26 protein-coding genes and 1 tRNA gene are annotated in these 22,785 nt (G+C 59.9%); 11 read left to right on the forward strand and 16 right to left on the reverse strand.

The genetic code is table 11. From position 1 onward, the window contains the following. Positions 1 to 66: 66 nt before the first annotated feature. The gene (locus CRN80_RS29630; protein ID WP_098952452.1) at positions 67 to 321 is read right to left on the reverse strand and encodes a DUF6124 family protein; all 255 of its coding nucleotides are present in this window, start codon (positions 319 to 321) and stop codon (positions 67 to 69) included. Positions 322 to 974: 653 nt separating this feature from the next. Here CRN80_RS29630 and CRN80_RS29640 point away from each other — a divergent pair. Next, entirely contained in the window at positions 975 to 1,214 is a 240-nt protein-coding gene (locus tag CRN80_RS29640) for a type II toxin-antitoxin system RelB/DinJ family antitoxin (protein WP_020301039.1), read from the forward strand. Continuing rightward, entirely contained in the window at positions 1,204 to 1,497 is a 294-nt protein-coding gene (locus CRN80_RS29645) for a type II toxin-antitoxin system RelE/ParE family toxin (protein ID WP_032892910.1), read from the forward strand. The genes CRN80_RS29640 and CRN80_RS29645 overlap by 11 nt, the downstream gene beginning before the upstream one ends. A 95-nt stretch (positions 1,498 to 1,592) precedes the next feature. On the opposite strand, the gene CRN80_RS29650 is transcribed toward CRN80_RS29645, so the two are convergent. The 5 genes from CRN80_RS29650 to dapA form a co-directional block, all read right to left on the reverse strand. Then, positions 1,593 to 1,682 (reverse strand) — tRNA-Ser (locus CRN80_RS29650). Positions 1,683 to 1,765: 83 nt separating this feature from the next. Beyond that, positions 1,766 to 2,479: a phosphoribosylaminoimidazolesuccinocarboxamide synthase gene (gene purC, locus CRN80_RS29655; protein ID WP_027604309.1), complete on the reverse strand. Its 714-nt coding sequence runs from the start codon at positions 2,477 to 2,479 to the stop codon at positions 1,766 to 1,768. A gap of 27 nt (positions 2,480 to 2,506) precedes the next feature. Further along, positions 2,507 to 3,265, reverse strand: coding sequence for an MBL fold metallo-hydrolase (locus CRN80_RS29660; protein WP_003189469.1), 759 nt, complete (start codon positions 3,263 to 3,265; stop codon positions 2,507 to 2,509). 4 nt (positions 3,266 to 3,269) lie between these two features. Further along, positions 3,270 to 4,385, reverse strand: a complete 1,116-nt coding sequence (bamC, locus tag CRN80_RS29665; RefSeq protein ID WP_098952456.1) for an outer membrane protein assembly factor BamC — start codon at positions 4,383 to 4,385, stop codon at positions 3,270 to 3,272. Positions 4,386 to 4,402: 17 nt separating this feature from the next. Beyond that, a complete protein-coding gene (gene dapA / locus CRN80_RS29670; protein WP_014717368.1) occupies positions 4,403 to 5,281 on the reverse strand; it encodes a 4-hydroxy-tetrahydrodipicolinate synthase in 879 nt (292 codons plus the stop codon). A gap of 262 nt (positions 5,282 to 5,543) precedes the next feature. Here dapA and CRN80_RS29675 point away from each other — a divergent pair, with 262 nt between their 5' ends. Continuing rightward, entirely contained in the window at positions 5,544 to 6,104 is a 561-nt protein-coding gene (locus CRN80_RS29675; RefSeq protein WP_003189463.1) for a glycine cleavage system protein R, read from the forward strand. A gap of 14 nt (positions 6,105 to 6,118) precedes the next feature. Continuing rightward, positions 6,119 to 6,592, forward strand: coding sequence for a peroxiredoxin (locus CRN80_RS29680; RefSeq protein ID WP_098952457.1), 474 nt, complete (start codon positions 6,119 to 6,121; stop codon positions 6,590 to 6,592). A 636-nt stretch (positions 6,593 to 7,228) separates the two neighbouring features. On the opposite strand, the gene CRN80_RS29690 is transcribed toward CRN80_RS29680, so the two are convergent. Beyond that, positions 7,229 to 7,468, reverse strand: coding sequence for a sulfurtransferase TusA family protein (locus tag CRN80_RS29690; protein ID WP_032892981.1), 240 nt, complete (start codon positions 7,466 to 7,468; stop codon positions 7,229 to 7,231). A 95-nt stretch (positions 7,469 to 7,563) separates the two neighbouring features. Between CRN80_RS29690 and CRN80_RS29695 the strand changes: the two genes are divergently transcribed. Continuing rightward, entirely contained in the window at positions 7,564 to 8,997 is a 1,434-nt protein-coding gene (locus tag CRN80_RS29695) for a M48 family metalloprotease (protein WP_032892982.1), read from the forward strand. Between the two features lie 68 nt (positions 8,998 to 9,065). Here the strand turns inward: CRN80_RS29695 and CRN80_RS29700 are convergent, their stop codons facing one another. From CRN80_RS29700 to rpoE, 5 genes are all read right to left on the reverse strand, one after another. Beyond that, on the reverse strand, positions 9,066 to 10,502 hold the full coding sequence (locus CRN80_RS29700) for a DegQ family serine endoprotease (RefSeq protein WP_014717365.1): 1,437 nt from the start codon (positions 10,500 to 10,502) through the stop codon (positions 9,066 to 9,068). A gap of 39 nt (positions 10,503 to 10,541) precedes the next feature. Continuing rightward, complete coding sequence (locus CRN80_RS31945; protein WP_256557875.1) at positions 10,542 to 10,670, reverse strand: hypothetical protein; 129 nt, start codon at positions 10,668 to 10,670, stop codon at positions 10,542 to 10,544. 66 nt (positions 10,671 to 10,736) lie between these two features. After that, positions 10,737 to 11,696 carry a MucB/RseB C-terminal domain-containing protein gene (locus tag CRN80_RS29705; protein WP_098952460.1) on the reverse strand — a complete coding sequence of 320 codons (960 nt, stop codon included), beginning with the start codon at positions 11,694 to 11,696 and terminating at the stop codon, positions 10,737 to 10,739. A 16-nt stretch (positions 11,697 to 11,712) separates the two neighbouring features. Beyond that, positions 11,713 to 12,300 carry a sigma-E factor negative regulatory protein gene (locus CRN80_RS29710; protein ID WP_032892984.1) on the reverse strand — a complete coding sequence of 196 codons (588 nt, stop codon included), beginning with the start codon at positions 12,298 to 12,300 and terminating at the stop codon, positions 11,713 to 11,715. Positions 12,301 to 12,332: 32 nt separating this feature from the next. After that, on the reverse strand, positions 12,333 to 12,914 hold the full coding sequence (gene rpoE, locus CRN80_RS29715; RefSeq protein WP_003172477.1) for an RNA polymerase sigma factor RpoE: 582 nt from the start codon (positions 12,912 to 12,914) through the stop codon (positions 12,333 to 12,335). Positions 12,915 to 13,373: 459 nt separating this feature from the next. Here rpoE and nadB point away from each other — a divergent pair, with 459 nt between their 5' ends. Continuing rightward, positions 13,374 to 14,990, forward strand: a complete 1,617-nt coding sequence (nadB, locus tag CRN80_RS29720) for an L-aspartate oxidase (protein ID WP_032892985.1) — start codon at positions 13,374 to 13,376, stop codon at positions 14,988 to 14,990. Here nadB and CRN80_RS29725 read toward each other — a convergent pair. Both CRN80_RS29725 and CRN80_RS29730 read right to left on the reverse strand, forming a co-directional pair. Further along, entirely contained in the window at positions 14,959 to 15,405 is a 447-nt protein-coding gene (locus CRN80_RS29725) for a protein YgfX (protein WP_098952462.1), read from the reverse strand. The genes nadB and CRN80_RS29725 overlap by 32 nt on opposite strands. Beyond that, positions 15,389 to 15,643: a succinate dehydrogenase assembly factor 2 gene (locus tag CRN80_RS29730; protein ID WP_014717362.1), complete on the reverse strand. Its 255-nt coding sequence runs from the start codon at positions 15,641 to 15,643 to the stop codon at positions 15,389 to 15,391. Before CRN80_RS29730 ends, CRN80_RS29725 begins: the two co-directional genes overlap by 17 nt. Positions 15,644 to 15,782: 139 nt before the next feature. Here CRN80_RS29730 and CRN80_RS29735 point away from each other — a divergent pair, with 139 nt between their 5' ends. Then, positions 15,783 to 16,724 carry a folate-binding protein YgfZ gene (locus CRN80_RS29735; protein ID WP_032892987.1) on the forward strand — a complete coding sequence of 314 codons (942 nt, stop codon included), beginning with the start codon at positions 15,783 to 15,785 and terminating at the stop codon, positions 16,722 to 16,724. Between the two features lie 36 nt (positions 16,725 to 16,760). Further along, entirely contained in the window at positions 16,761 to 17,582 is an 822-nt protein-coding gene (locus CRN80_RS29740) for an HDOD domain-containing protein (RefSeq protein ID WP_098952463.1), read from the forward strand. On the opposite strand, the gene CRN80_RS29745 is transcribed toward CRN80_RS29740, so the two are convergent. Next, positions 17,583 to 18,968: a sensor histidine kinase gene (locus tag CRN80_RS29745; protein WP_098952465.1), complete on the reverse strand. Its 1,386-nt coding sequence runs from the start codon at positions 18,966 to 18,968 to the stop codon at positions 17,583 to 17,585. It lies immediately after the preceding gene. Then, positions 18,961 to 19,632 carry a response regulator gene (locus CRN80_RS29750; protein ID WP_014717358.1) on the reverse strand — a complete coding sequence of 224 codons (672 nt, stop codon included), beginning with the start codon at positions 19,630 to 19,632 and terminating at the stop codon, positions 18,961 to 18,963. The genes CRN80_RS29745 and CRN80_RS29750 overlap by 8 nt, the downstream gene beginning before the upstream one ends. A 235-nt stretch (positions 19,633 to 19,867) precedes the next feature. Between CRN80_RS29750 and CRN80_RS29755 the strand changes: the two genes are divergently transcribed. From CRN80_RS29755 to CRN80_RS29765, 3 genes are all read left to right on the forward strand, one after another. Then, positions 19,868 to 21,160 (forward strand): OprD family porin, encoded by a 1,293-nt coding sequence (locus CRN80_RS29755; RefSeq protein WP_098952467.1) that lies wholly within the window; start codon positions 19,868 to 19,870, stop codon positions 21,158 to 21,160. 28 nt (positions 21,161 to 21,188) lie between these two features. Continuing rightward, on the forward strand, positions 21,189 to 22,178 hold the full coding sequence (locus tag CRN80_RS29760) for a tripartite tricarboxylate transporter substrate binding protein (protein ID WP_169918518.1): 990 nt from the start codon (positions 21,189 to 21,191) through the stop codon (positions 22,176 to 22,178). A 147-nt stretch (positions 22,179 to 22,325) separates the two neighbouring features. Next, positions 22,326 to 22,784, forward strand: coding sequence for a tripartite tricarboxylate transporter TctB family protein (locus tag CRN80_RS29765; protein ID WP_044272791.1), 459 nt, complete (start codon positions 22,326 to 22,328; stop codon positions 22,782 to 22,784). Position 22,785 lies beyond the last annotated feature (1 nt).

The following is a 22,785-nucleotide window of genomic DNA, read 5'->3' on the forward strand; positions in this document are numbered from 1 at the left end:
TGCAGCCACAAAAAAGCCTGCTGAGCGTTGAGTTCAGCAGGCTTTTTTCGTTTCAGAAGCAGGTATTTATTTGGCCGTGGGGAAATCACGCTCAAGGACAGCGTCCACCAGGGCTTGCGCGTTCTCAATCAATTGAGCCAGGGCCATGATCACGGGCGACTGTGTGCTGACTGGATCTTCGGCGCATTGGTAAGCGGTTTGCAGGGCAGATGACAGGATTTCGGTGGCGTTTGTGAGGGCTTCTTCGGTGCCGACGTCATCGGCTACGCAAAAGAGTTTGCGGGCATACCCTTCGGTAAAATCAGCGGTGCTGTTCTTCATGATGTAACTCCACGTTATGAAAAGAAGCTACCACTCCCCCGCTGTCAAACAGGATTGGGTGGCAGCTGTACGCGGGTTGACAGACCGGAAACGTGGAAACCCGGCGCACCCGAAGATGCCCCACGCACAGCCGCCATAACAAATGGGCACAGACAGACGCCTGGAACCAGTTTGGGGATGCACAGAGATCGCACGTTATTCGGCCTGTCAAAACCGGTCGCCATGAGGGCGACGGCGGAAGGTTAGCGCCCTACCCCAGCCAACGCAACCCTGCTCGAAAACCGCCGAACCCGCATAACGTAAGCACCTGTTTCGGAAAAGCTTGGTAACCAGAATGCCCATAGGAAACCTTGTGCGCATAAGCCTCTGAGCTAGCCTGAAAAAGGTCGCCGCCGGGGCGGCATACTGTCAAGGGTGCTTACATGCCAACAAGATATCGCGATGCGGTCACAGGTGAATACGTAACAGAGCAAGAGGCGAAGAAAAGACCAAGGGAAACGGTGAAAGAATCCGATAAAAAGCGCCCGGCGAAGCCGACGGCCAAAAAGTAGGATCAACAGATGAGAGCGATTGCCGTATGTCTAGACAGACTTGCCAATGAAACCCGATTGCCCCAATGTAATGACCAACGTCATTACATAAGGAGCTATCCCTTGGCATCTATCAACATCCGTATCGATGACGACCTGAAAACTCGCGCCTACTTGGAGCTGGAGAAACTCGGTGTCACCCCTTCCGAACTGATACGCCAGGCGTTGCAATATGTTGCCGAGCGCGGCCAGTTGCCATTTAAGCCTGTGCTGATGACTGAAGAGGATGAAGCCTTGATGGCGACGGTACGTGAGCGCCTTGCGTCGCCTCAACGAGTGAGGGTTTCTTTGGATGACCTATAGCCTTGATTTTGATGCGCGTGCATTGAAGGAATGGCAAAAGCTCGGTGACACCCTCCGTCAGCAACTCAAAAAGAAGCTGGTCGAAATCCTGAACAACCCACGTATTGAAGCTAATCGCCTACATAGCCTGCCTGACTGCTACAAGATCAAACTGCGTAGCAGCGGGTACAGGCTGGTGTATCAAGTGATCGATCAAGAAATTACAGTGTTCGTGGTCGCCGTTGATAAACGTGAGCGTGATCAGGCTTATCGCAAAGCGTCTGAGCGCCTTGAACAGCGCTAGGCAGGACTACAATAAATCCCTGAAGCAGCCGTTAATAACGGCTTGAAACGAAAAAGCCCCGCAGCTTATTCAGCTACGGGGCTTTTTCTATGTAATGGCGGAGAGATAGGGATTCGAACCCTAGGTACCGGTGAAGGTACAACGGATTTCGAATCCGTCCCATTCGGCCACTCTGGCATCTCTCCAACGGCGCGCATCATAACAGCATGATTGATGGATGCAAAGCGCCGAAGCGAATTTTTTCCGTGCTATCAGATGCTTGCGTCGATTACAGCGGTACGCCGAGGCGTTTGGCGACTTCTTCGTAGGCTTCGATCACGTCACCGAGGCCTTGGCGGAAGCGGTCTTTGTCCATCTTCTTCTTGGTGTCTTTGTCCCACAGGCGGCAGCCGTCCGGGCTGAATTCGTCGCCCAGGACGATGGAGCCGTCGTGGAATACGCCGAATTCGAGCTTGAAGTCCACCAGCAACAGGCCGGCGTCGTCGAACAGCTTGCTCAGCACGTCGTTGACCTTGAGGGACAACTCCTTCATGCGCGCCAGTTGCTCAGCGGTGCCCCAACCGAACGCCACGACGTGGGATTCGTTGATGAACGGGTCGCCCTTGGCATCGTCCTTCAGGAACAGTTCGAAGGTGTAAGGGTTGAGCTTGAGGCCCTCTTCCACGCCCAAACGCTTGACCAGGCTGCCGGCGGCGTAGTTACGCACGACGCACTCGACCGGGATCATGTCGAGCTTCTTGACCAGGCATTCGTTGTCGCCCAGCAGTTTGTCGAATTGGGTCGGGATACCGGCCGCTTCGAGTTTCTGCATGATGAAGGCGTTGAACTTGTTGTTCACCATACCTTTGCGGTCAAGCTGTTCGATGCGCTTGCCGTCGAACGCCGAGGTGTCGTTGCGAAACAGCAGGATCAGGCGGTTGGCGTCGTCGGTCTTGTACACCGACTTGGCTTTGCCGCGGTAGAGTTCTTCACGTTTTTCCATGATGGGCTCCGCTTTGAGTAAGGTGGGCTAGGCGATGTGTCGCCAGTCGAGCCCTGAATCTTGATCGGCCAGTTGCAGCCAGTCCGGGTCGCACCCTAGAGTGTCGACAAAACATTGCCGGGCAAGCGTCGGCAGGTTGTTCTTGCTGCTGAGGTGAGCCAGGACCAGGTGTTGCAGGTCTTGCCAGCCCAACTCGTACACCAGGTATGCGGCCTGGTGGTTGTTCAAATGTCCCAGCTCGCCGCCCACCCGTTGCTTGAGAAAGTAGGGGTAATGACCGCGTGCCAGCAGGTCTCGGCAGTGGTTGGACTCGATCATCAAGGCATCGAGGTCCCGGTAACCCTCCAGCACCTTGGCGCAATAGGAACCCAGGTCGGTGAGCACACCGAAGCGCCGCTCACCGTCACTGAATACATATTGCGTCGGCTCCTGGGCATCGTGAGCAACCGCAACAACATTGATGCTCAGGGCGCCAATTTGCAGTTGCTCACCACCGGCCAGGAAGCCAGCAGGCTCAATGGGTTTGCGCATCCCGCGCAACGTGCCGCGACTCAAGTACACCGGTAAATTGTAGCGCCGAGACAGCAAACCCACGCCATGCACATGGTCGGCATGCTCGTGGGTTACCAGAATCGCGCTCAGTTGCGTGGGGTGAACCCCCAGGCGCAACAGGCGCCGCTCGGTTTCCCGCAGGGAGAAACCACAATCGACCAGCACGTACGTGTCATCATGGGCGACCAGCGTACCGTTCCCTTGGCTACCGCTGCCGAGAACGGCAAAACGCATCGGATCAGCCCAGGTTGTCTTGAATCACGCCCAACACTTTGCGCGCTGTTTCAGCTGGCGCGACGGTGTTGATGTTCTTCTCGACGGTGACTTGCACGCTTTCGCCCACCTTGCTCAAACGAACCTGGTAACGCTCGGCGCGGGTTTCGATCTCTTCCTTGGTCGGCGCGCTGCCGAACAATTTGCCGAAGAAACCTGGCTCGTCGTCTTTCTTCTCGGCTTTTTCAGCCACGTTGATGTAGTACAGGCCCAGGCTGCGGTTGATGTCTTCAACGCGCCAAGGGCCCTGCTCCAACGCACGGCCAACACTGGCCCAGGCGCGGTCGAGGTCTTCACCCAGGTTCAGCACGACGTTGCCGCTGCCGTCTTCGGTGAGGCTGACGCGGCTAGGGGTGTCGTAATCACGGGCGGCGAGCAGGGAAACGGAACCGCCCTTCTCGGAGATACGGCTCATGCTGGCCAGCATCTCGTCGACCAGCGCGGCGTCCACGCCGGTGTTGACCGAGCGCGGGGTGAAGTCGACGTCAGCCGTGCTGCCCGCAGGCCGTTCGGCACTGACTACATAGACTTCGCTGGTGTTGCGCTGCACGCCAGGCTCGATGCGCACACGCACACGGGCTTCGCTGTCGGCGGCTACACCGCCCGCCAGCAGGCGCTGGGCCATGTTGGCAGACAGCTCACGACCTTGCTGCCACGCGGTGGTGAACTCACCGGTTTGCGGGCGTTGCTGGTCAAGGCGGAAACCGTTGTCCTGGAAGAACTGCACCGCCACCGGCCAGACTTCGGCAGGTGGGCGCTGAGCCACGATCCAGCGGTTGTCGCCGCTTTTTTGCAGGCTGTAGTCGCTGGCATCGGCCACGGCCATGATCGGCTGTGGGCGTGGCACTACGTACTCACCCTTGACCGTGTCGTCGGCAACGTTGCGTGGGATCGGCAGCAACGGCTCAAGGCGCTTGGCGACATTGACATCAGGCGGCAGTTGCATCGGTTTGGTTGCTTGCGCTTCCAGGTAATCGCTGCCGCGGTCACGGAAGTAGCCTTCCGGGCCCCATACCCAACCGCAGCCACTGGTGCTGGAGATAATCAAGGCAAGTGCGGAAAGTCCGGCCAATCGCTTCATGCGTAGTGCTTCCTCAATTAAACCAGGACGCCGGACTGGCGCAGGGCCTGTCGCAGCGGTTCGTGACAGGCTTCGCTGAGGCGGGTGAGCGGCAGACGGATACCGTCCGGCATCAGGCCCATCTCAAACAGCGCCCACTTCACGGGAATAGGATTGGATTCGATAAACAGTGTCTTGTTGAGCGGCATCAGCTTCTCGTGGATTGCACGAGCAGTGGCTGCATCGCCGGCAATGGCGGCGGCACACATATCGCTCATGGCGCGCGGGGCCACGTTGGCAGTCACGGAGATGTTGCCCTTGCCACCCAGCAGGATCAGCTCGACAGCGGTGGCGTCGTCACCGGAATACACCAGGAAGTCGCTGCTCACGCCGGCCAGGATGTCCTTGGCGCGCTGCAGGTCGCCGGTGGCTTCCTTGATGCCGATGATGTTCGGCACGGTGGACAGGCGGATCACGGTCTCGGCCTTCATGTCGCACGCGGTGCGACCCGGTACGTTATAGAGGATCTGCGGGATCTGCACGGCTTCGGCGATGGCTTTGAAGTGCTGGTACAAGCCTTCCTGGGTCGGCTTGTTGTAGTACGGGGTTACCAGCAGGCAAGCGTCGGCGCCGGCCTTCTTGGCATTCTTGGTCAGCTCGATCGCTTCACGCGTCGAGTTGGCGCCCGTACCGGCGATCACGGCAATGCGGCCCGCCACGCGCTTGACCACGAATTCGATCACCTGGATGTGTTCTTCCACATCGAGGGTGGCCGATTCACCTGTGGTGCCGACCGCCACAATGGCGTTGGTGCCCTCTTGCAGGTGGAAGTCCACCAGTTTGCCCAGGCTGTCCCAGTCGAGACGACCTTGTGCATCCATGGGTGTGACCAGTGCCACCATACTGCCCGCAATCATGCAACCGCTCCTGCCGGAAAAAGAGAGCCGTAATGGTACTGGCGCCAAGATGCTTGTACAAGCGAAGTACCGCGTGAGGATGCGTTCTGGCGCAACTAAACGTCGGGCAATGCCATCATTGGGCCAAAGCACCGCCCGAAGCCGGTTGATCACGCAATGAAAACGCCACCTCCTAGCCCTTGGCGACGCTTTTCGCTACCCTTGATCCTTTGATCGATACCGCCCACACGGCATCGACCGCTCATCGCTTTAGGAAGGCTGCATGTCCACCCCCACAGTTCGCGAACAATTCCTTGTTATCAGTGCCCTCGGCGCCAACCCCATGGAGCTGACCAACGTGCTGTGCCGCGCCAGCCATGAGAACCGCTGCGCCGTCGTGACCTCCCGCCTCACCCGCCATGGCGAGTGCAGTGCGCTGGTCCTGCAGATTTCTGGCTCCTGGGATGCCTTGGCGCGCCTGGAAACCGGCCTGCCGGGCCTGGCCAAGAAGCATGACTTCACCGTCAACGTGGTACGCAGCGCCGCCCTGGAAAACCGCCCCCAGGCCCTGCCGTACGTAGCGTATGTCAGCTCGGCCTACCGCTCGGACATCGTCAACGAGCTGTGCCAGTTCTTTATCGACCATAACGTCGAACTGGAAAACCTGACCTGTGACACCTACCAGGCGCCACAAACCGGCGGCACCATGCTCAATGCCACCTTTACCGTGACTTTGCCGGCCGGCGTACAGATCAGTTGGCTGCGCGACCAGTTCCTGGATTTCGCCGATGCCCTGAACCTCGACGCCTTGATCGAGCCATGGCGCCCACAGAACCCAATGTAAGGAAGTACTTCTCTATGCCGGTAGCCATCGACACACCCGTGGCCGATTTCGAGGCCCAGGCCACCAGCGGCCAGAGCTTCAGCCTCGCGGCCCTCAAGGGCAAGCAAGTGGTGATCTACTTTTACCCGAAAGACAGCACCCCAGGCTGCACCACCGAAGGCCAGGGTTTTCGTGACCAGTACGCCGCGTTCAAGGCCGCCAATACCGAAGTGTTCGGCGTGTCGCGTGACAGCGTGAAGTCCCACGAGAACTTCAAGGGCAAACAAGAATTTCCTTTCGAACTGATCAGCGATAAGGACGAAGCCGTCTGCCAGCTGTTTGATGTGATCAAGTTGAAGAAGCTGTACGGCAAAGAATACCTGGGCGTGGATCGCAGTACCTTCCTGATCGACAGCCAAGGCGTGCTGCGTCAGGAATGGCGCGGCGTGAAAGTGCCGGGGCATGTTGATGCGGTTTTGGCGGCAGCGCAGGCGCTGAACAAGGCTTGATCTTGCCTCGATAAGCATAGGTATTCACACAACCTTGTGGGCTGTAGCAGCACACGGTAACCACGATGCGAAGCGAGCCGCTCTTGATCTGCTCTTGATCTGCTTTTGATCTGCTTTTGATCTTAAGCGCCCCGTCAAACCACGCTGGCCGGAATTCGACAGGGATTTGGGGGGTAAACCGGCAGGGATGCCGGTTTAGCCGCCCCGCGCCATGGATGGCGCGTGGCGGCGGCCCCCCAAATCACTGGCGGATTACGGGCACACCGAGCCCAAGCGAGGTGCCGAGTGGTGGGGCAAGAGCGTTTTGCTTACTTTTGCGCTTTTCAAAAGTGAGCCGCCGTCAGGGCGGAACCCTAAGTGGCCGTTACCGCAGCAATGGATATGTACACAATACAACTGTGTTGACTGTCAGGCCGCCTTCGCGAGCAAGCCCGCTCCCACAGTTGGATTGCGGGGTGTGAGGTAGAGAAGTGTCGGCTGGGAGGCCGCCATCGCAGGCAAGCCAGCTCCCACATTTGGATCGTGGTGGGTCAGGTAGACAAGCATCGGCCGCCAGGTCGTCACGGGAGTAAGCTCCCTCGCCACAGGGGCCAGCTTGGTACCGAAGTTGTGTAGATACCTTGCCTCGTAAGGCCTTCAGGCCTTTCGCAACCAATAGCAGTACACGCCAGCAGCCTCTTCTTCCCGAACCAGCGTATGGCCCGCCAACCTGGCAAAAGTGCGGAAGTCACGCTGGGAGCCTGCATCGGTGGCGGTCACTTTAAGCACGGCGCCGCTGGCCAATCGATTGAGCTCCAGCTTGGCCTTGAGCAAGGGCAACGGGCAGTTCAGACCGCTGGCGTCGAGTTCGGCGTCACAGGCTACAACGTCGGTCATGGTGTTACTCCAGGCAAACATTCGGGCTGCTTAGAATATCTGGTCCCAAGCTCAGTGTCCGGCTACAGTAAGCTCTTTGTCGAAAGGCTTTGTGCATGACTTTTTTGCGCCCTACCCTGCTGACGCTGGCCTGCCTGCTGGCCTCCCCGGCCTTCGCTGACGACCTGCCGTCACTCGGCGACGCCAGTTCTGCCATTGTCTCGCCGCAACAGGAATACCAACTGGGCCGCGCTTGGCTGGCTTACCTGCGCGGCCAGGTCTCGCAACTCAATGACCCGCAACTCAAGGATTACGTCGAAACCAGCGTGTACAAGCTGGTGGAGACCAGCCAGGTCAATGACCGGCGCCTGGAATTTATCCTGATCAACAGCCCACAGCTCAACGCCTTCGCGGCTCCGGGTGGGATCGTCGGGGTCAACGGCGGTTTGTTCCTCAATGCACAGACCGAAGGCGAATACGCGTCGGTACTGGCCCACGAACTGGCGCACTTGTCTCAACGCCACTTCGCCCGAGGTGTGGAAGCGCAATCACGCATGCAACTGCCGATGATGGCTGCCCTGCTTGGCGGCATTATCGCCGCCGCTGCGGGTGCCGGCGATGCCGGTATCGCCGCGATTGCCGGCTCACAAGCCGCCGCGATCCAGGAACAGCGCCGCTTCTCCCGCCAGAACGAGCAGGAGGCCGACCGTATCGGCATCCTCAACCTGGAGAAAGCCGGCTACGACCCGCGCTCCATGCCCACCATGTTCGAACGGTTGATGCGTCAATACCGCTTCGACGCCAAGCCGCCGGAGTTCCTGCTGACTCACCCGGTCACCGAATCGCGTATCGCCGACACCCGCAACCGCGCCGAACAAGCCAAACCCGGCGGCAAGGAAGACAGCCTGCGCTATCAATTGATTCGCGCGCGGGTACAGCTCAAGTACGAAGACACACCAGGCCTGGCTGCCAAGCGCTTCCAGGCGCAGCTGGATGAAAACCCTAAAAATGACGTGGCACGCTATGGCCTGGCCATCGCCCAGATCAAGGGCACTCAACTCAAGGAAGCACGGGAAAGCCTGGCGCCGCTGCTGGCCAAGGCGCCCAACGACATCACCTACAACCTGGCCCAAATCGAACTGGACATCACCAGCAACCGCATGCCGGATGCGCAGCAACGTACCGACCGCATGCTCACCCAGTACCCCAGCAACTATCCGCTGAACCAGGTGCGAGTAGACCTGCTGCTTAAACAGAACCGTACCGCCGATGCAGAAAAGGCGCTGGACGGGCTGCTCAAGTCGCGCCCGGACGATCCGGACGTGTGGTATCAGGTCGCCGAAACTCGCGGCTTGTCCGGCAACATCATTGGCCTGCATCAGGCCCGCGCCGAATATTTCGCACTGGTGGGGGATTTCCAGCAAGCGATCCAGCAGTTGGACTTTGCCAAGCGGCGTGCTGGCAGTAACTTCCCGCTGTCCTCGCGCATCGACGCCCGTCAGCGTGAACTGATCGAACAAGAGCGCCTGGTAAAAGGCATGATGAGCTAAACCCGCCGCCCACAAAAAAGCCCCGCTGCCGTTAACCGGCAGCGGGGCTTTTTTATGGGGCTAGCGGATTACTCGGCCAGCTTGAAGGTGATGAAGCTGGCACGGCCTTGACGCAGGACGCGCATCGACACCGAGCGATTCTTCGGCAACGCCTTGGCGATGTCGGCGAATTCCTTGGTGGTGTCAATTGCCTGGTTGTTCAAGTGAGTGATCACGTCACCCGGCTGCAGGCCGATCAAGGCGGCTGGGCCGTCCTGAACTTCCTTGATCACCACACCGCTTTGCAGGTCGAAGGTTTTCTTCTGCTCGGCGGTCAGTTCAACCACGGCGATACCCAGGCGGTTACTGCTGCGCTCGGCACCTGGCTTGGCGTTGCCCAAGGCATCCAGGGTCGCGCCTTCTTCCGGAATTGCCCCAACGGTCAGTTCGACGTTCTGGCGCTTGCCATCACGAATCACTTCCAGCTTGGCTTTGCCGCCGGCCTTGAGCGCGCCGACCAAATGAGGCAAGTCCGCCGACATGATGATCGGCTGGCCGTTCATGCTCAGGATGACGTCACCGACTTTCAGGCCGCCTTTGGCCGCAGGGCCATTGTCCTGAATCTGCGCAACCAGGGCACCGGCCGGCTTGTCGAGACCGAAGGACTCGGCCAGGTCCTTGTTCACTTCCTGGATAACCACGCCCAACCAGCCGCGGCTGACCTTGCCGCCGCTTTTAAGCTGATTGGAGACGTCCATGGCCACATCGATCGGGATCGCGAAGGACACGCCCATGAAGCCGCCGGAGCGGGTGTAGATCTGCGAGTTGATCCCCACCACTTCGCCGGCCAGGTTGAACAGCGGGCCACCGGAGTTACCCGGGTTGATCGGCACGTCGGTCTGGATGAACGGCACGTAGTTTTCGTTTGGCAGGCTGCGACCGATGGCGCTGACGATGCCTTGAGTAACGGTGTGGTCAAAGCCGAACGGTGAACCGATCGCGACCACCCACTGACCGGCCTTCAGGTCCTGGGACTTGCCCAGTTTAAGCACCGGTAAATCCTTGCCATCGATTTTAAGCAAGGCCACGTCGGAACGTGGATCGGTGCCAATCAGCTTGGCCTTGAGTTCACTGCGATCGGCCAGGCGCACGAGAATCTCATCGGCATCGGCAATCACGTGGTTGTTGGTGAGGATGTAGCCATCAGGCGAAATGATGAAACCGGAGCCCAGGGATTGGGCTTCGCGCTGGCCACCGCCGCCACGGGGGGAGCGTGGTTGCGGCATCCCTCGCTCGAAGAACTCGCGCAGCATGGGCGGCAAGCCTTCCAGGTCGGGCATCTGCTGGTTCGAGACCTTGCGATCCGGCAGCTTCTGCGTGGTACTGATGTTCACCACGGCAGGCGAGGCCTGCTCCACCAGTTGGGTGAAGTCAGGCAGCTCGACCGCTTGCGCAGGTAAGGCCTGACCCAGCACCAGCACTGTGGCGACTATGGATAAGTAAGACTTCAAACGTGGTATCGACATACAGCTCCCGTTACGACGAGCAGGGTTAAGCGACAGGGTTCAATAAACGCCGGATACTGCGACCGGCATTTTTGTTCCGCGAACAAACAAGGCCAGAGCCATCAAACCCTGACCTATAAAAAACATGGGAAGTTTTTGCAAGTGAAAATGCTGATCCAGAAATTTCATACACCCAGCACCCAACGAAATTCGGGCTCAGATTGAAACAACAGGATGAACATAAGATTAACAATCTCAGGGCTTGGCGGCGGCCTTTTCACCACGCACCGACAACGCGATACGCTCAGCAGTGCCGATGGGAATTTCGCCCACCACCGTGACCATCATTTCGCCATCCACCGTATTCAAGCGCCGCGAGACTGCCACGGTTGGCCCAAGCTGAGCGCGGGTTTCATTCACGTCAGCGCCACTGGCCGACTCGAGAAACACCGAAAAACGCGCGAGCCCATCGTCATACATCAGGCTGTCGACGGTAGATTTCGTTTGGGGATCTTTGCGCGTAGCGCTGCTGATCTGTTGGAAACCAGGCGGTAGCCAGTCCAGATGCCACCTTTGCGTGGCAGACAGGTCAGGTGCTTTAACGGCGGACATTGTTACCGGCGAACAGTCGCCGCTGGGCTGCAAGTCCTGGTCAGAAGGGGTAGCCGAAGTATCCAGGCGCGTGAACTGAAAACGCTCCAACAACTGCCCTTGATCGTTGAGCAGCAAGGACTTGAGCGGCAGCGCAGTCTCACGATCCAGGTGTAATTCAAACCCATAACGGTAAGGGTCACGCGCACTGATCGACACAATCACCGCATTACGACCAGCCACGCGGGATTTGCCAATGACGGCCAGTTCATAGAATGGATTGAGTTTTTTGGGATCAAGAACACGCGAGGGTGCATCAGAAGAATGACCGAGGCTGGCAACCAACATGCCACTGACGCATTGCGCCCGGCCGTCTACCCGAACCGCTTCCTGGGCGGAGCCATCAAGCTGCAACAAGCGTTCACGGACATGACCATCCTGGACGCGGTGCCAGATGTCATGGGTGGAAAAACTGCCGTTACGTTCGTAGACAAACGTACCTTCAAAGCTTTGCTGCTGCTCTGCACGCCCAAGTCGAGTCAGCCAGTCTTGGGCTTCATCGGCATGGGCGGATAGTGCAAACCAACTACTGAGCAAAAGCGTAAGGAGCGGTATGGCGCGCATAGGGCTCCTTAGCGAATCAGCGGTTTTCCTGGCTTGCTGCACGAGCGTATGGCAGAGCGCTTTCAGTGCCTTTGGCGGCCGATTCCTGCGCATGTTGACGCAGGTAGCCTGGAAGGCGCTGATCCTGCCAGCCGGATTGCCCCTGAAGTACACCATTGGCCATAGGGCCGGTGGTATCGGTGCTTTCCTTGTAGCCAGCCAGCACGGCCGGGCCTTTGACTTGCGGACCGGCCATGACCGGTTGCTGAGTCTGTTGGGCCAGCTCGTTGCCTGCGATCTCGTCCTGGTTGTACAGGCGAACACCTGCCAACACAGCAACGGTCACCGAAGCGGCCACTGCCAGACGACCCAGGCTGCGCCATGGACCACGCGAGGCTTTTGCCGGAACGGCTTCATCAGCCAGTGCAGCAGAAACGGCCGCAGCAATATCCAGACGAGGGATTAGGAGATCCTTGTGCATCACCGCCCGAGCGACTTGGTAACGAGACCAGGTATCACGGGTTTGGGCGTCATCAAATGCATTGAGCACTCGACGAAGTTCCAGTTCATCCGCTTCGTTATCCATCACTGCGGACAGCGATTCCTGCAGGGCATCACGACTCATGGCGGTTCCTCTCTTGGCTGTCGCCGCTGTCTTTAGTTTTCCTGCAACAACGGTTGCAAGGCTTTGTCGATGGCTTCCCGGGCCCGGAAAATCCGTGACCTCACAGTCCCCACCGGACATTGCATGACGCTCGCAATGTCTTCGTAACTCAGACCATCGAATTCACGTAAAGTTAACGCCGTACGCAAATCTTCTGGCAGTTGCTGAATAGTGCGATGGACGGTGCCTTCGATCTCGTCGCGCAGCAATGCACGCTCCGGCGACTCGAGATCTTTGAGGCCGTGATCACCATCGTAGAATTCAGCATCTTCTGAACTGACATCACTGTCTGGTGGGCGGCGACCGCGTGACACCAGATAGTTTTTCGCCGTGTTAATGGCGATGCGGTATAGCCACGTGTAAAACGCACTGTCACCGCGGAAATTTCCAAGTGCACGGTAAGCCTTGATAAAGGCTTCCTGTGCAACGTCCTGCGCTTCATGGGTGTCGTGCACAAACCGCACGATCAACCCGAGAATTTTGTGCTGGTATTTCAGCACTAGCAGATCAAATGCTCGCTTATCACCGCGCTGTACGCGCTCGACCAGCTGCTGATCCTCTTCCTGGGTTAGCATGAACACTCCTCGTTGTACTTGAAGGAGGCTTGCATAACTAAACGATCAGGCTTGCAAACATAGACTCGGGCTTTTCGCAAAAGTTCTCCCCCTTCAAGCAAGTTTCCGGCATGCACTGATTTGGCACACACGAAAAACGCAGCACGGTCGGTGCCGGCTGCGCGAATAATCTTGTCGCCGGTTTCGTGACGCGTCCAATGCTCCCGACGGGCCAATAAACTCAACGTTTTCCCAGCTTTCGGGCAACCTGCTATTGAGTCGGGGCTTATGCAAAAAGTTCCCGTCCCGCCAACCGGCCATTTCCCAAAGCTGCGCAGCATAATCTCACAATGCCACGAAGGCGTGGCTATTGTGCCGCTCCACCCCTCTATATACTAGTGGCCCGTGTGACCCTTTGATTCGCCGATCCAGGCGTCCTGTTTGCGCCCCCTTTGGATCGCTTTTTGCGGAATCCGTCAAATGAGCCAACAGTTTCAACACGATGTCCTCGTAATCGGCAGCGGCGCCGCCGGCTTGAGCCTGGCCCTGACCCTGCCCAGCCATTTGCGTATAGCGGTTTTGAGCAAAGGCGACCTGGCCAACGGCTCGACCTTCTGGGCCCAGGGCGGCGTTGCTGCAGTGCTGGATGACACCGACACCGTGCAATCCCACGTCGAAGACACCCTTAACGCTGGCGGTGGCCTGTGCAATGAAGACGCCGTGCGCTTCACCGTCGAGCACAGCCGGGAAGCCATCCAATGGTTGATCGACCAAGGTGTGCCCTTCACCCGTGATGAACATGCCGGCAGCGACGACGGCGGCTTTGAGTTCCACCTGACCCGCGAAGGCGGCCACAGCCATCGCCGAATCATTCACGCCGCCGATGCCACCGGGGCCGCGATTTTCAAGACCCTGCTCGAGCAGGCCCGCCAACGCCCCAACATCCAATTGCTGGAGCAGCGCGTCGCCGTCGACCTGATCACCGAAAAACGCCTGGGCTTGCCGGGCGAGCGCTGCCTGGGCGCCTACGTACTCAACCGCACCAGCGGTGAAGTCGATACCTATGGCGCACGTTTCACCATTCTCGCCTCGGGCGGCGCCGCCAAGGTCTACCTCTATACCAGCAACCCCGACGGTGCCTGCGGCGACGGCATTGCGATGGCCTGGCGCTCGGGCTGCCGGGTCGCCAACCTGGAATTCAACCAGTTCCACCCCACGTGCCTGTATCACCCGCAGGCCAAGAGCTTCCTGATCACCGAAGCCCTGCGCGGTGAAGGTGCGCATTTGAAGCTGCCCAATGGCGAGCGCTTCATGCAGCGCTTCGACCCACGCGCCGAGCTGGCGCCACGGGATATCGTCGCCCGCGCTATCGACCACGAAATGAAGCGCCTGGGTATCGACTGCGTGTACCTGGACATCAGCCACAAGCCCGAAGCCTTCATCAAGACCCACTTCCCGACCGTCTACGAACGCTGCCTGACTTTCAATATCGACATCACCAAGGGCCCGATCCCCGTGGTACCCGCCGCGCACTACACCTGCGGGGGCGTAATGGTCGACCAGCATGGCCGCACCGACGTGCCAGGCCTGTACGCCATCGGCGAAACCAGTTTCACCGGCCTGCACGGCGCCAACCGCATGGCCAGCAATTCACTGCTCGAATGCTTCGTGTATGCGCGCTCGGCGGCAGCGGACATTCTTGAGCAACTACCGCGTATCCCGGTACCGGCCGCCCTGCCCCGCTGGGACGCGAGCCAGGTTACCGATTCGGACGAGGACGTGATCATCGCCCACAACTGGGACGAGCTGCGGCGCTTCATGTGGGACTATGTGGGTATCGTGCGCACCAACAAGCGCCTGCAACGGGCGCAACATCGGGTGCGCTTGCTGCTGGATGAGATCGATGAGTTCTACAGCAACTATAAGGTCAGCCGCGACCTGATCGAATTGCGCAACCTGGCCCAAGTGGCCGAGTTGATGATCCGCTCGGCCATGGAACGCAAGGAAAGCCGCGGCCTGCATTACACCCTCGACTACCCCCAGATGCTGCCCGAAGCCCGCGACACTATCCTGGTGCCAACCACCTACGGCGGCTGAACTTCAGGCGTACACGCAGGCGCCGGTGCACATCGGCGGCCTGCGCATCCTTGGGCACGCAGATGGACTGCACTCGCCGTTCACCCTGCACCCGGTAACGCAACACCACGATCAGCGGCAACGCCAGGCTGTCGGGCCGCAGTTGCACAGGGTGCCACCCGCGTGCGGCGCTCCATAATTGCCAGCCATCGTCGTCACGGCGCAGGCCACGAATCGACGAACGGTGAGTGAGCAGGATTTGCCGCGGTAATATCCAGGCACAATGAGCCAGGCATAACAGGATGCCAAGGCTTGAGTAAGGCAGGTTTAGAGCCAGCAGGCTGCCCAGCGCGATCAGTTGGGCAAGCACATAGGCCGCCAGCAACAGCCGCGAGGCCTGCCAGCGGCATTCGAAACAATTACTTGGGCTGGACACGGTCCAGGATCATCCGAACCATGCGCTGCAGCTCCGGGTCTTCGGATTCGGCGCGCTCCATGAACCAGCCAAACATGTCCTGGTCTTCACACGTGAGCAACCTGACGTAGAGGTCGCGGTCCACCTGATTGAGCGTCGCGTACACCTCTTTGGTGAAAGGCACCAGCAACACATCCAGCTCCAGCATGCCGCGACGGCTGTGCCAGTAGAGGCGATTGATTTCTACATCTTCGACCATGGAGCCCTCCTAAATTAGAGCGCAAGTATACAGCCCCGACGACACCGGAACAGTCGGCTTTGGTCGACCGCGACGAAACTATGCATTTGCCGGACGCCCCTCTATGATGCACCCATGACTTTTTGACCTGCGATGACCCATGGCTGACTCCGCTTTTTTCTGCTCCCTGTCCCACGAAGGCGTTCTCGCCGTCCGCGGTTCTGATGCTGCCAAGTTTCTGCAGGGCCAACTGACCTGCAACCTCAATTACCTGAGTGATACCCAGGCCAGCCTGGGCGCGCGCTGCACGCAAAAAGGCCGGATGCAGTCGAGCTTCCGCATCCTGCTACAGGGTGATGGCGTACTCCTGGCCATGGCCACCGAGTTGCTAGAGCCACAGTTGGCGGATTTGAAAAAGTACGCGGTGTTCTCCAAGTCCAAGCTCACCGACGAAAGCGCTGCCTGGGCGCGCTTCGGCCTGGCGAACGCAGACGCGGCCTTGACCGCTCTGGGCCTGGAACTGCCGGTCGAGACCGACAGCGTGGCACGCAACGAGGCATTGATCGCCGTCCGCGTTTCGCCGGGCCGTGCCGAACTCTGGGTACCTGCCGAACACGCCGACACCGTGCGCAGCCAATTGGCCGCACAGTTGCAGCAGGCTGACTTGAATGCGTGGCTGCTTGGCCAGATCCGTGCCGGTATCGGCCAGGTGATGCCCCAGACGCGCGAGCTGTTCATCCCGCAGATGCTCAACCTGCAAGCCGTGGGCGGCGTGAGTTTCAAGAAAGGCTGCTACACCGGCCAGGAAATCGTCGCGCGTATGCAGTACCTGGGCAAACTCAAGCGGCGCTTGTATCGCCTGAGCCTGGAAACAGCCGAACTCCCCGAGCCAGGTACTCCACTGTTTTCCCCCAGCCATAACAGCGCAATCGGCGAAGTGGTCATCGCCGCAAAAGCTGACCAGTCGATTGAACTTCTCGCGGTGCTGCAAGCCGAAGCTGCCGACAGTGGCGACGTGCGCTTGGGCACCTTGGAAGGCCCGGGCTTGCACCTGCTTGACCTGCCCTACCAACTGGACCGAGATCGCGAGATCCAGCGTTAATCGCCGTACTTTTTTGCAGCACCCTAGAGAGCATGAATGAACAAGCTGGCGGAAAAAGTCCAACAAGCGTTGGTAACGGCCATCGATAACGATGACCTGGTTCTGCCGACATTGCCGGAGGTGGCCCTGAAAATTCGCCAGGCCGCCGAAGACCCGGAGATCAGCATCAGCCACCTGAGCAAGGTGATCAGTCGTGACACGGCCCTGTCGGCGCGCCTGATCAAAGTGGTCAACAGCCCGTTGCTGCGGGCCAGCCAGGAAGTCACCGACCTGCACACCGCCATTACCCGGCTCGGTACCAACTACAGCAGCAACCTGGCCATCGGCCTGGTGATGGAGCAGATCTTTCACGCCCGCTCCGAGGTGGTCGAACAGAAAATGCGCGACGTGTGGCGCCGCAGCCTGGAGGTGGCAGGCGTAAGCTACGCCTTGTGCCGTCGCCACAGCCAGCTCAAGCCAGACCAGGCGGCGCTGGGCGGCCTGGTACATCAAATCGGCGTGCTGCCGATCCTCACGTATGCCGAGGACCATTATGAGCTGCTGTCCGACCCCGTCAGCCTCAACCACGTCATCGACAGCATCCACCCGGTGCTGGGGGACAAGCTGCTACGGGTGTGGGACTTTCCCGAGATGCTGGTGAACGTGCCGGGCCAATACCTGGACCTGACACGCGACTCTGCCAGCCTGGACTACGTCGACCTGGTGCAGGTCGCCGCGCTGTACTGCCACCGCGGCACCGACCATCCCCTGGGGAGCGTGCCGATTGCCACACTGCCGGCCCTCATGAAGTTACGCATAGACCTGCACAGCGACGCCCTGCGCAGCGAACTGGACGAAGCGCGCTCGATGTTTTACTGATCAACCCGCGATAAAACTCACGCGTACCTTAAGCCCCGCCAGCTCGCCATCATGCAGGCTGATCTGCGCCAGGTGCGCACGGCAAATCTCCCCGACAATCGCCAACCCCAAGCCCGACCCCATGCCCTGCTGGCTGCGTCGATAAAAGCGCTCGAACACACGGTCCCGCTCATCCAGTGGGATGCCAGGGCCGTCATCTTCCACCTCCAGCACCGCCGGGGCCGTCACCCGCAGAATCACATTGCCGCCGGGCGGCGTATGGGCCAAGGCGTTATCTACCAGGTTGCTCAGCAACTCATTAAGCAGCGTCGGTTCGCCGCGCAGCCATACCGGCTCATCGGCCTCCAGCGCCAGGGCCACGCCCCGCGCGTGAGCCAGCGGCGCCATGGCCATACCGAGCTCACGGGCCAGCTGGCTTAGATCGAGCAACTGCGCACCGCCTTCGGCAATGGCGCGAGCACCGTTTTCGATGCGCGCCAGTGACAACAACTGATTGGCCAGGTGCGTCAGGCGGTCGGTGCCCTGGGCGGCCGTTTCCAGGGTGCTGCGCCAAGTGGCCGGCTCTTCGGCACGCAGGCCCAGTTCCAGCCTGGCCTTGAGCGCCGCCAGGGGTGTGCGCAGTTCGTGGGCAGCGTCGGCAATAAACTGCGCCTGGCGCTCGAACTGCCCGCGCAGACGTTCGGTGAAATGGTTGAGCGAGCGCACCAGTGGGCCGAACTCGTCCTGAACTTCCACCAAAGGCAGGGGCCGCAGGTCATCGGGCTGGCGCTCTTCTACAGCCGTGCGCAGGCGTTCCAGCGGGCGCAGGGCGGCGCTGACCGCGAACCACACCAGCAACAATGCACCGATGGCGAGCATGCCCAGGCGCAGCAGGGTGTCAGCCATCAGGCTGCGAGCCATGGCCACCCGCGCTTCGTCGGTCTCCGCGACACGAACTTCGGCCATGCCATTCATGTTCGGTTCCGAGACGGCCTTGAGCAGGCTCACCACCCGTACATGCTGGCCCAGATACATGGCGTTGTAGAACCGCGCCAAGGCTGGGTAATCGTCGGTGCGGGGCGTGCCGGGCGGCGGGCCGGGCAGGTTTTCGTAACCGGAAATCAGCTTCTGATCAATGTCATTGACCTGGTAATAAATGCGCCCGGCACTGTCGTAGGCAAAGGTGTCCAGGGCTACATAAGGCACATTGGCGCTGAGGGTGCCGTCCACCTGGGTCAAGCCGGCGGCAATGGTGCGTGCCGAGGCCAGCAGCGTGCGGTCATAGGCGGTGTCGGCGGCTTCGCGACCGTTCCAATAAGCGCTCATGCCGCTGGCGAGCATCAACAGCACCAGCAACAGCGCGAGGTTGCACAGCAAGCGCCAGCGCAGGCTGCTGGGCTTATGCATCACGGGCTTCCAGCAAATAGCCAAGGCCGCGGAAGGTAACGATGGCGATGGGCTGGCCATCGAGCTTCTTGCGCAGGCGATGCACGTAGATCTCGATGGCGTCGGGGCTGGCCTCCTCGTCCAGGCCGAATACCTGGGAAGCCAATTGCTCCTTGCTCATCACGCGGCCCGGGCGGGCAATCAAGGCCTCGAGTACCGCCTGCTCTCGGGAGGTCAAGGTCATCAGTTCGCCTGCGACCGTGAAGCGCCGGGTGTCGAGGTCGTACACCAGCACACCGCAGGTCTGCTGGCGCTCGCCGCCCAACACGCTGCGCCGCAACAGTGCCTTGACCCGTGCTTCAAGCTCCGTGAGTTCAAACGGCTTGGCCAGGTAGTCATCGGCGCCCAGGTTCAGGCCGTGCACGCGGTCTTTTACATCACTGCGAGCGGTCAGCATCAGCACCGGCAGGTTTTTTCCACGTGCCCGCAAACGCGCGAGCACCTCGAAACCATCCAGGCGCGGCAACCCCACGTCCAGGATCACCGCGGCGTATTCCTCGCTGCTCAAGGCCAGGTCCGCCGCCACGCCGTCATGCAATACATCAACGGTCAAACCCATGCTCTTGAGCGCTTGGGCGACACTTTCGGCGAGCTGCAGATGGTCTTCAACCAACAGGACACGCATGGATTTCTACCTCATTCAGGGGTGGTCGGCGCCACGCTTTGCCCGGCAGTTTACAGCTGCAACCTGGCCTGTGAAGCCCGAAAACATTGAAAGGCGATTGAAAGGTTAGTGAAAGCTTCGCCCTTTAGCATCCAACCACGGTGGTCTATGCCCGCCGAGTTGCCTGACCCGTAGCGCCCGAAAAACGCCTTGAAGCGTTTTCGCCAAAATAAGAACAATAACGGAGTACACCACGATGCTGTCGACCCAGCCACAGGCTTGCCCGCCTGTTCGCTCTTCCCGCCTGACCCACACCGCCCTCGCCAGTGCCGCCGCCCTTGCCGGCTTTGCGCCGCTCAGCCAGGCTGCCTTCTTCGAAGACAGTAGCGCGACCCTGGAAACCCGCAACATGTACTTCAACCGCGACTTTCGCGACGGTACCAGTGCCCAGCAATCCAAGCGCGACGAATGGGCCCAGGGCTTCATGCTCAACCTGCAATCGGGCTACACCGACGGCACCGTCGGCTTTGGCGTGGATGCGCTGGGCATGCTCGGCGTCAAGCTCGACTCCAGCCCCGACCGCACCGGCACCGGCCTGCTGCCGACCCACGATGACGGCCGCGCCGCCAACGAGTACTCAAAGCTGGGCCTGACCGGCAAAGTGAAAATCTCCGCCACTGAGCTTAAGATCGGCTCGCTGATCCCCGAACTGCCGATTCTCAAGCCCAACGACGGGCGCATCCTGCCGCAGACCTTCAACGGTGGCTTGATCACCTCCAAGGAATTCAAGAACCTGTTGTTCACCGGTGGCCGCCTGGACAAAGCCAAGGACCGCGACGACACCAACTACGAAGACATCGCGCTCAATAACAAGAACAGCCGCTTTCTCAGCGGTGCCACCGGCAAGCACTTCAACTTCGGTGGCGTCGACTACAAGTTCGCCGACAAGATCACCGGCAGCTACCACTTCGCCCAACTCGACGACGTCTACCGCCAGCACTTCCTCGGCATGGTCGCATCCCGCCCGATGGGCCCTGGCACCTTCGCCGCCGACCTGCGCCTGGCGATCAGTGATGACACCGGCTCGGCCCGCGGCGGCAACATCGATAACAAATCCCTCAACGGCCTGTTCAGCTACGCTCTCAATGGCCATAAGCTCAGCGCCGGCTACCAGCACATGTCCGGCGACAGCGCCTTCCCGTATGTGGATGGCAGTGACCCGTACCTGGTCAACTTCGTGCAGATCAACGATTTTGCCGGCGCCGAAGAACGCTCCTGGCAAGCACGCTACGACTACGATTTCGCCAAGCTGGGCATTCCGGGCTTGAGCTTCATGAGCCGTTACCTCTCGGGTGACAACATCAAGCTCAAGAACGGCGAGACCGGCAAGGAGTGGGAACGCAACAGCGAGATCAAGTACGTGGTGCAAAGCGGCACGTTCAAAGATGTGGCCGTGCGCCTGCGTAACGCCACCTATCGCTCCAACTATTCGGCCCGTGACGCAGATGAAATGCGCTTGCTGGTCAGCTACAGCGTCGCACTTTGGTAGTACCCCCCTCATAACAAAAACGATGGAGATCACCATGACCCTTTCACTGCGTAAATTTGCCCTCGCCGCCGGCTGCATGCTGTTCGCCGGCCAACTGCTGGCCGCCGACGAACCCAAGCGTCCGGAATGCATCGCCCCGGCCTCCCCCGGCGGCGGTTTTGACCTGACCTGCAAACTGGCGCAAAGCGCGCTGGTGAACCAAAAGCTGCTGACCAAACCGATGCGTGTGACCTACATGCCAGGCGGCGTGGGCGCGGTGGCCTACAACGCAGTCGTCGCCCAGCGCCCTGCGGACGCCGGCACCCTGGTTGCCTGGTCGAGCGGTTCGCTGCTGAACCTGGCCCAGGGCAAGTTCGGCCGTTTTGATGAAAGCGCCGTGCGCTGGTTGGCGGCAGTGGGCACCAGCTATGGCGCCATCGCGGTGAAAAGCGACTCGCCCTACAAGACCCTCGACGACCTGGTCAAAGCCTTGAAGAAAGACCCAGGCAGCGTGGTGATCGGCTCCGGCGGCACCGTCGGCAGCCAGGACTGGATGCAAACCGCGCTGATCGCCAAGGCCGCCGGGATCAACCCGCGCGAACTGCGTTACGTCGCCCTTGAGGGTGGCGGTGAAATCGCTACGGCCTTGCTGGGTGGTCACATCCAAGTGGGCAGTACCGACATCTCCGACTCCATGCCGCATATCCAAAGTGGCGACATGCGCCTGCTGGCAGTGTTCTCCGAGAAGCGCCTGGACGAGCCAGAGATGAAGGACATTCCGACCGCCAAAGAGCAAGGCTACGACATCGTCTGGCCGGTGGTGCGTGGCTTCTACCTCGGGCCAAAGGTCAGCGATGCCGACTACGCCTGGTGGAAAGACGCCTTCGACAAACTGCTGGCCTCCGAGGAGTTCGCCAAGCTGCGTGACCAGCGTGAGCTGTTCCCGTTCGCCATGACCGGCCAGGAGCTGGACACCTACGTGAAGAAGCAGGTGGCTGACTACAAAGTGCTGGCCAAAGAGTTCGGCCTGATCCAGTAACCGCCCCTCTTTTGTGTAATGCCCCTGTAGGAGCGAGCTTGCTCGCGAGGAACGCAAGTACACCGTGTGCATCCAGGATGGCCGGCGTCATCGTTGACGTTTTTCGCGAGCAAGCTCGCTCCTACAAGAGGGGCCTTGGAGTTTTCTATGCTCTTACAACGCATTTTTGCCGCGGTGCTGTTACTGGCCTGTATCGGCCTGGCACTGATGGCTTGGCCGTATCAGGCGGCCTTTTCCTACGAACCCGTAGGGCCAAGAGCCTTCCCCCTGCTGCTGCTCGGGCTGATGGGCCTGGCGCTTGTCTACATGATGATTCGCCCGCAGGCGACCAAGCATACCGACGACGAACCGGCGCTGGATCGACCCACGCTGATCAAGATCGGCATCTGTGTGGCCCTGCTGCTGGTGTTTGCCGGCACGTTCGAATCCTTGGGTTTCATTCTCAGCAGCATGCTGATCGGTATTCCGATGGCACGGCTGTACGGCGGCCGCTGGTGGCCCAGCGTGGTGATCATCACCTTGATGAGCGTCGGTCTTTATCTGCTGTTCGATAAAACCATGGACGTACCGTTGCCCCTCGGCCTGCTCGACGTTCTGGAGAACTGAT

The organism is Pseudomonas sp. FDAARGOS_380 (assembly GCF_002591235.1).
Classification (GTDB): domain Bacteria; phylum Pseudomonadota; class Gammaproteobacteria; order Pseudomonadales; family Pseudomonadaceae; genus Aquipseudomonas; species Aquipseudomonas salmasensis.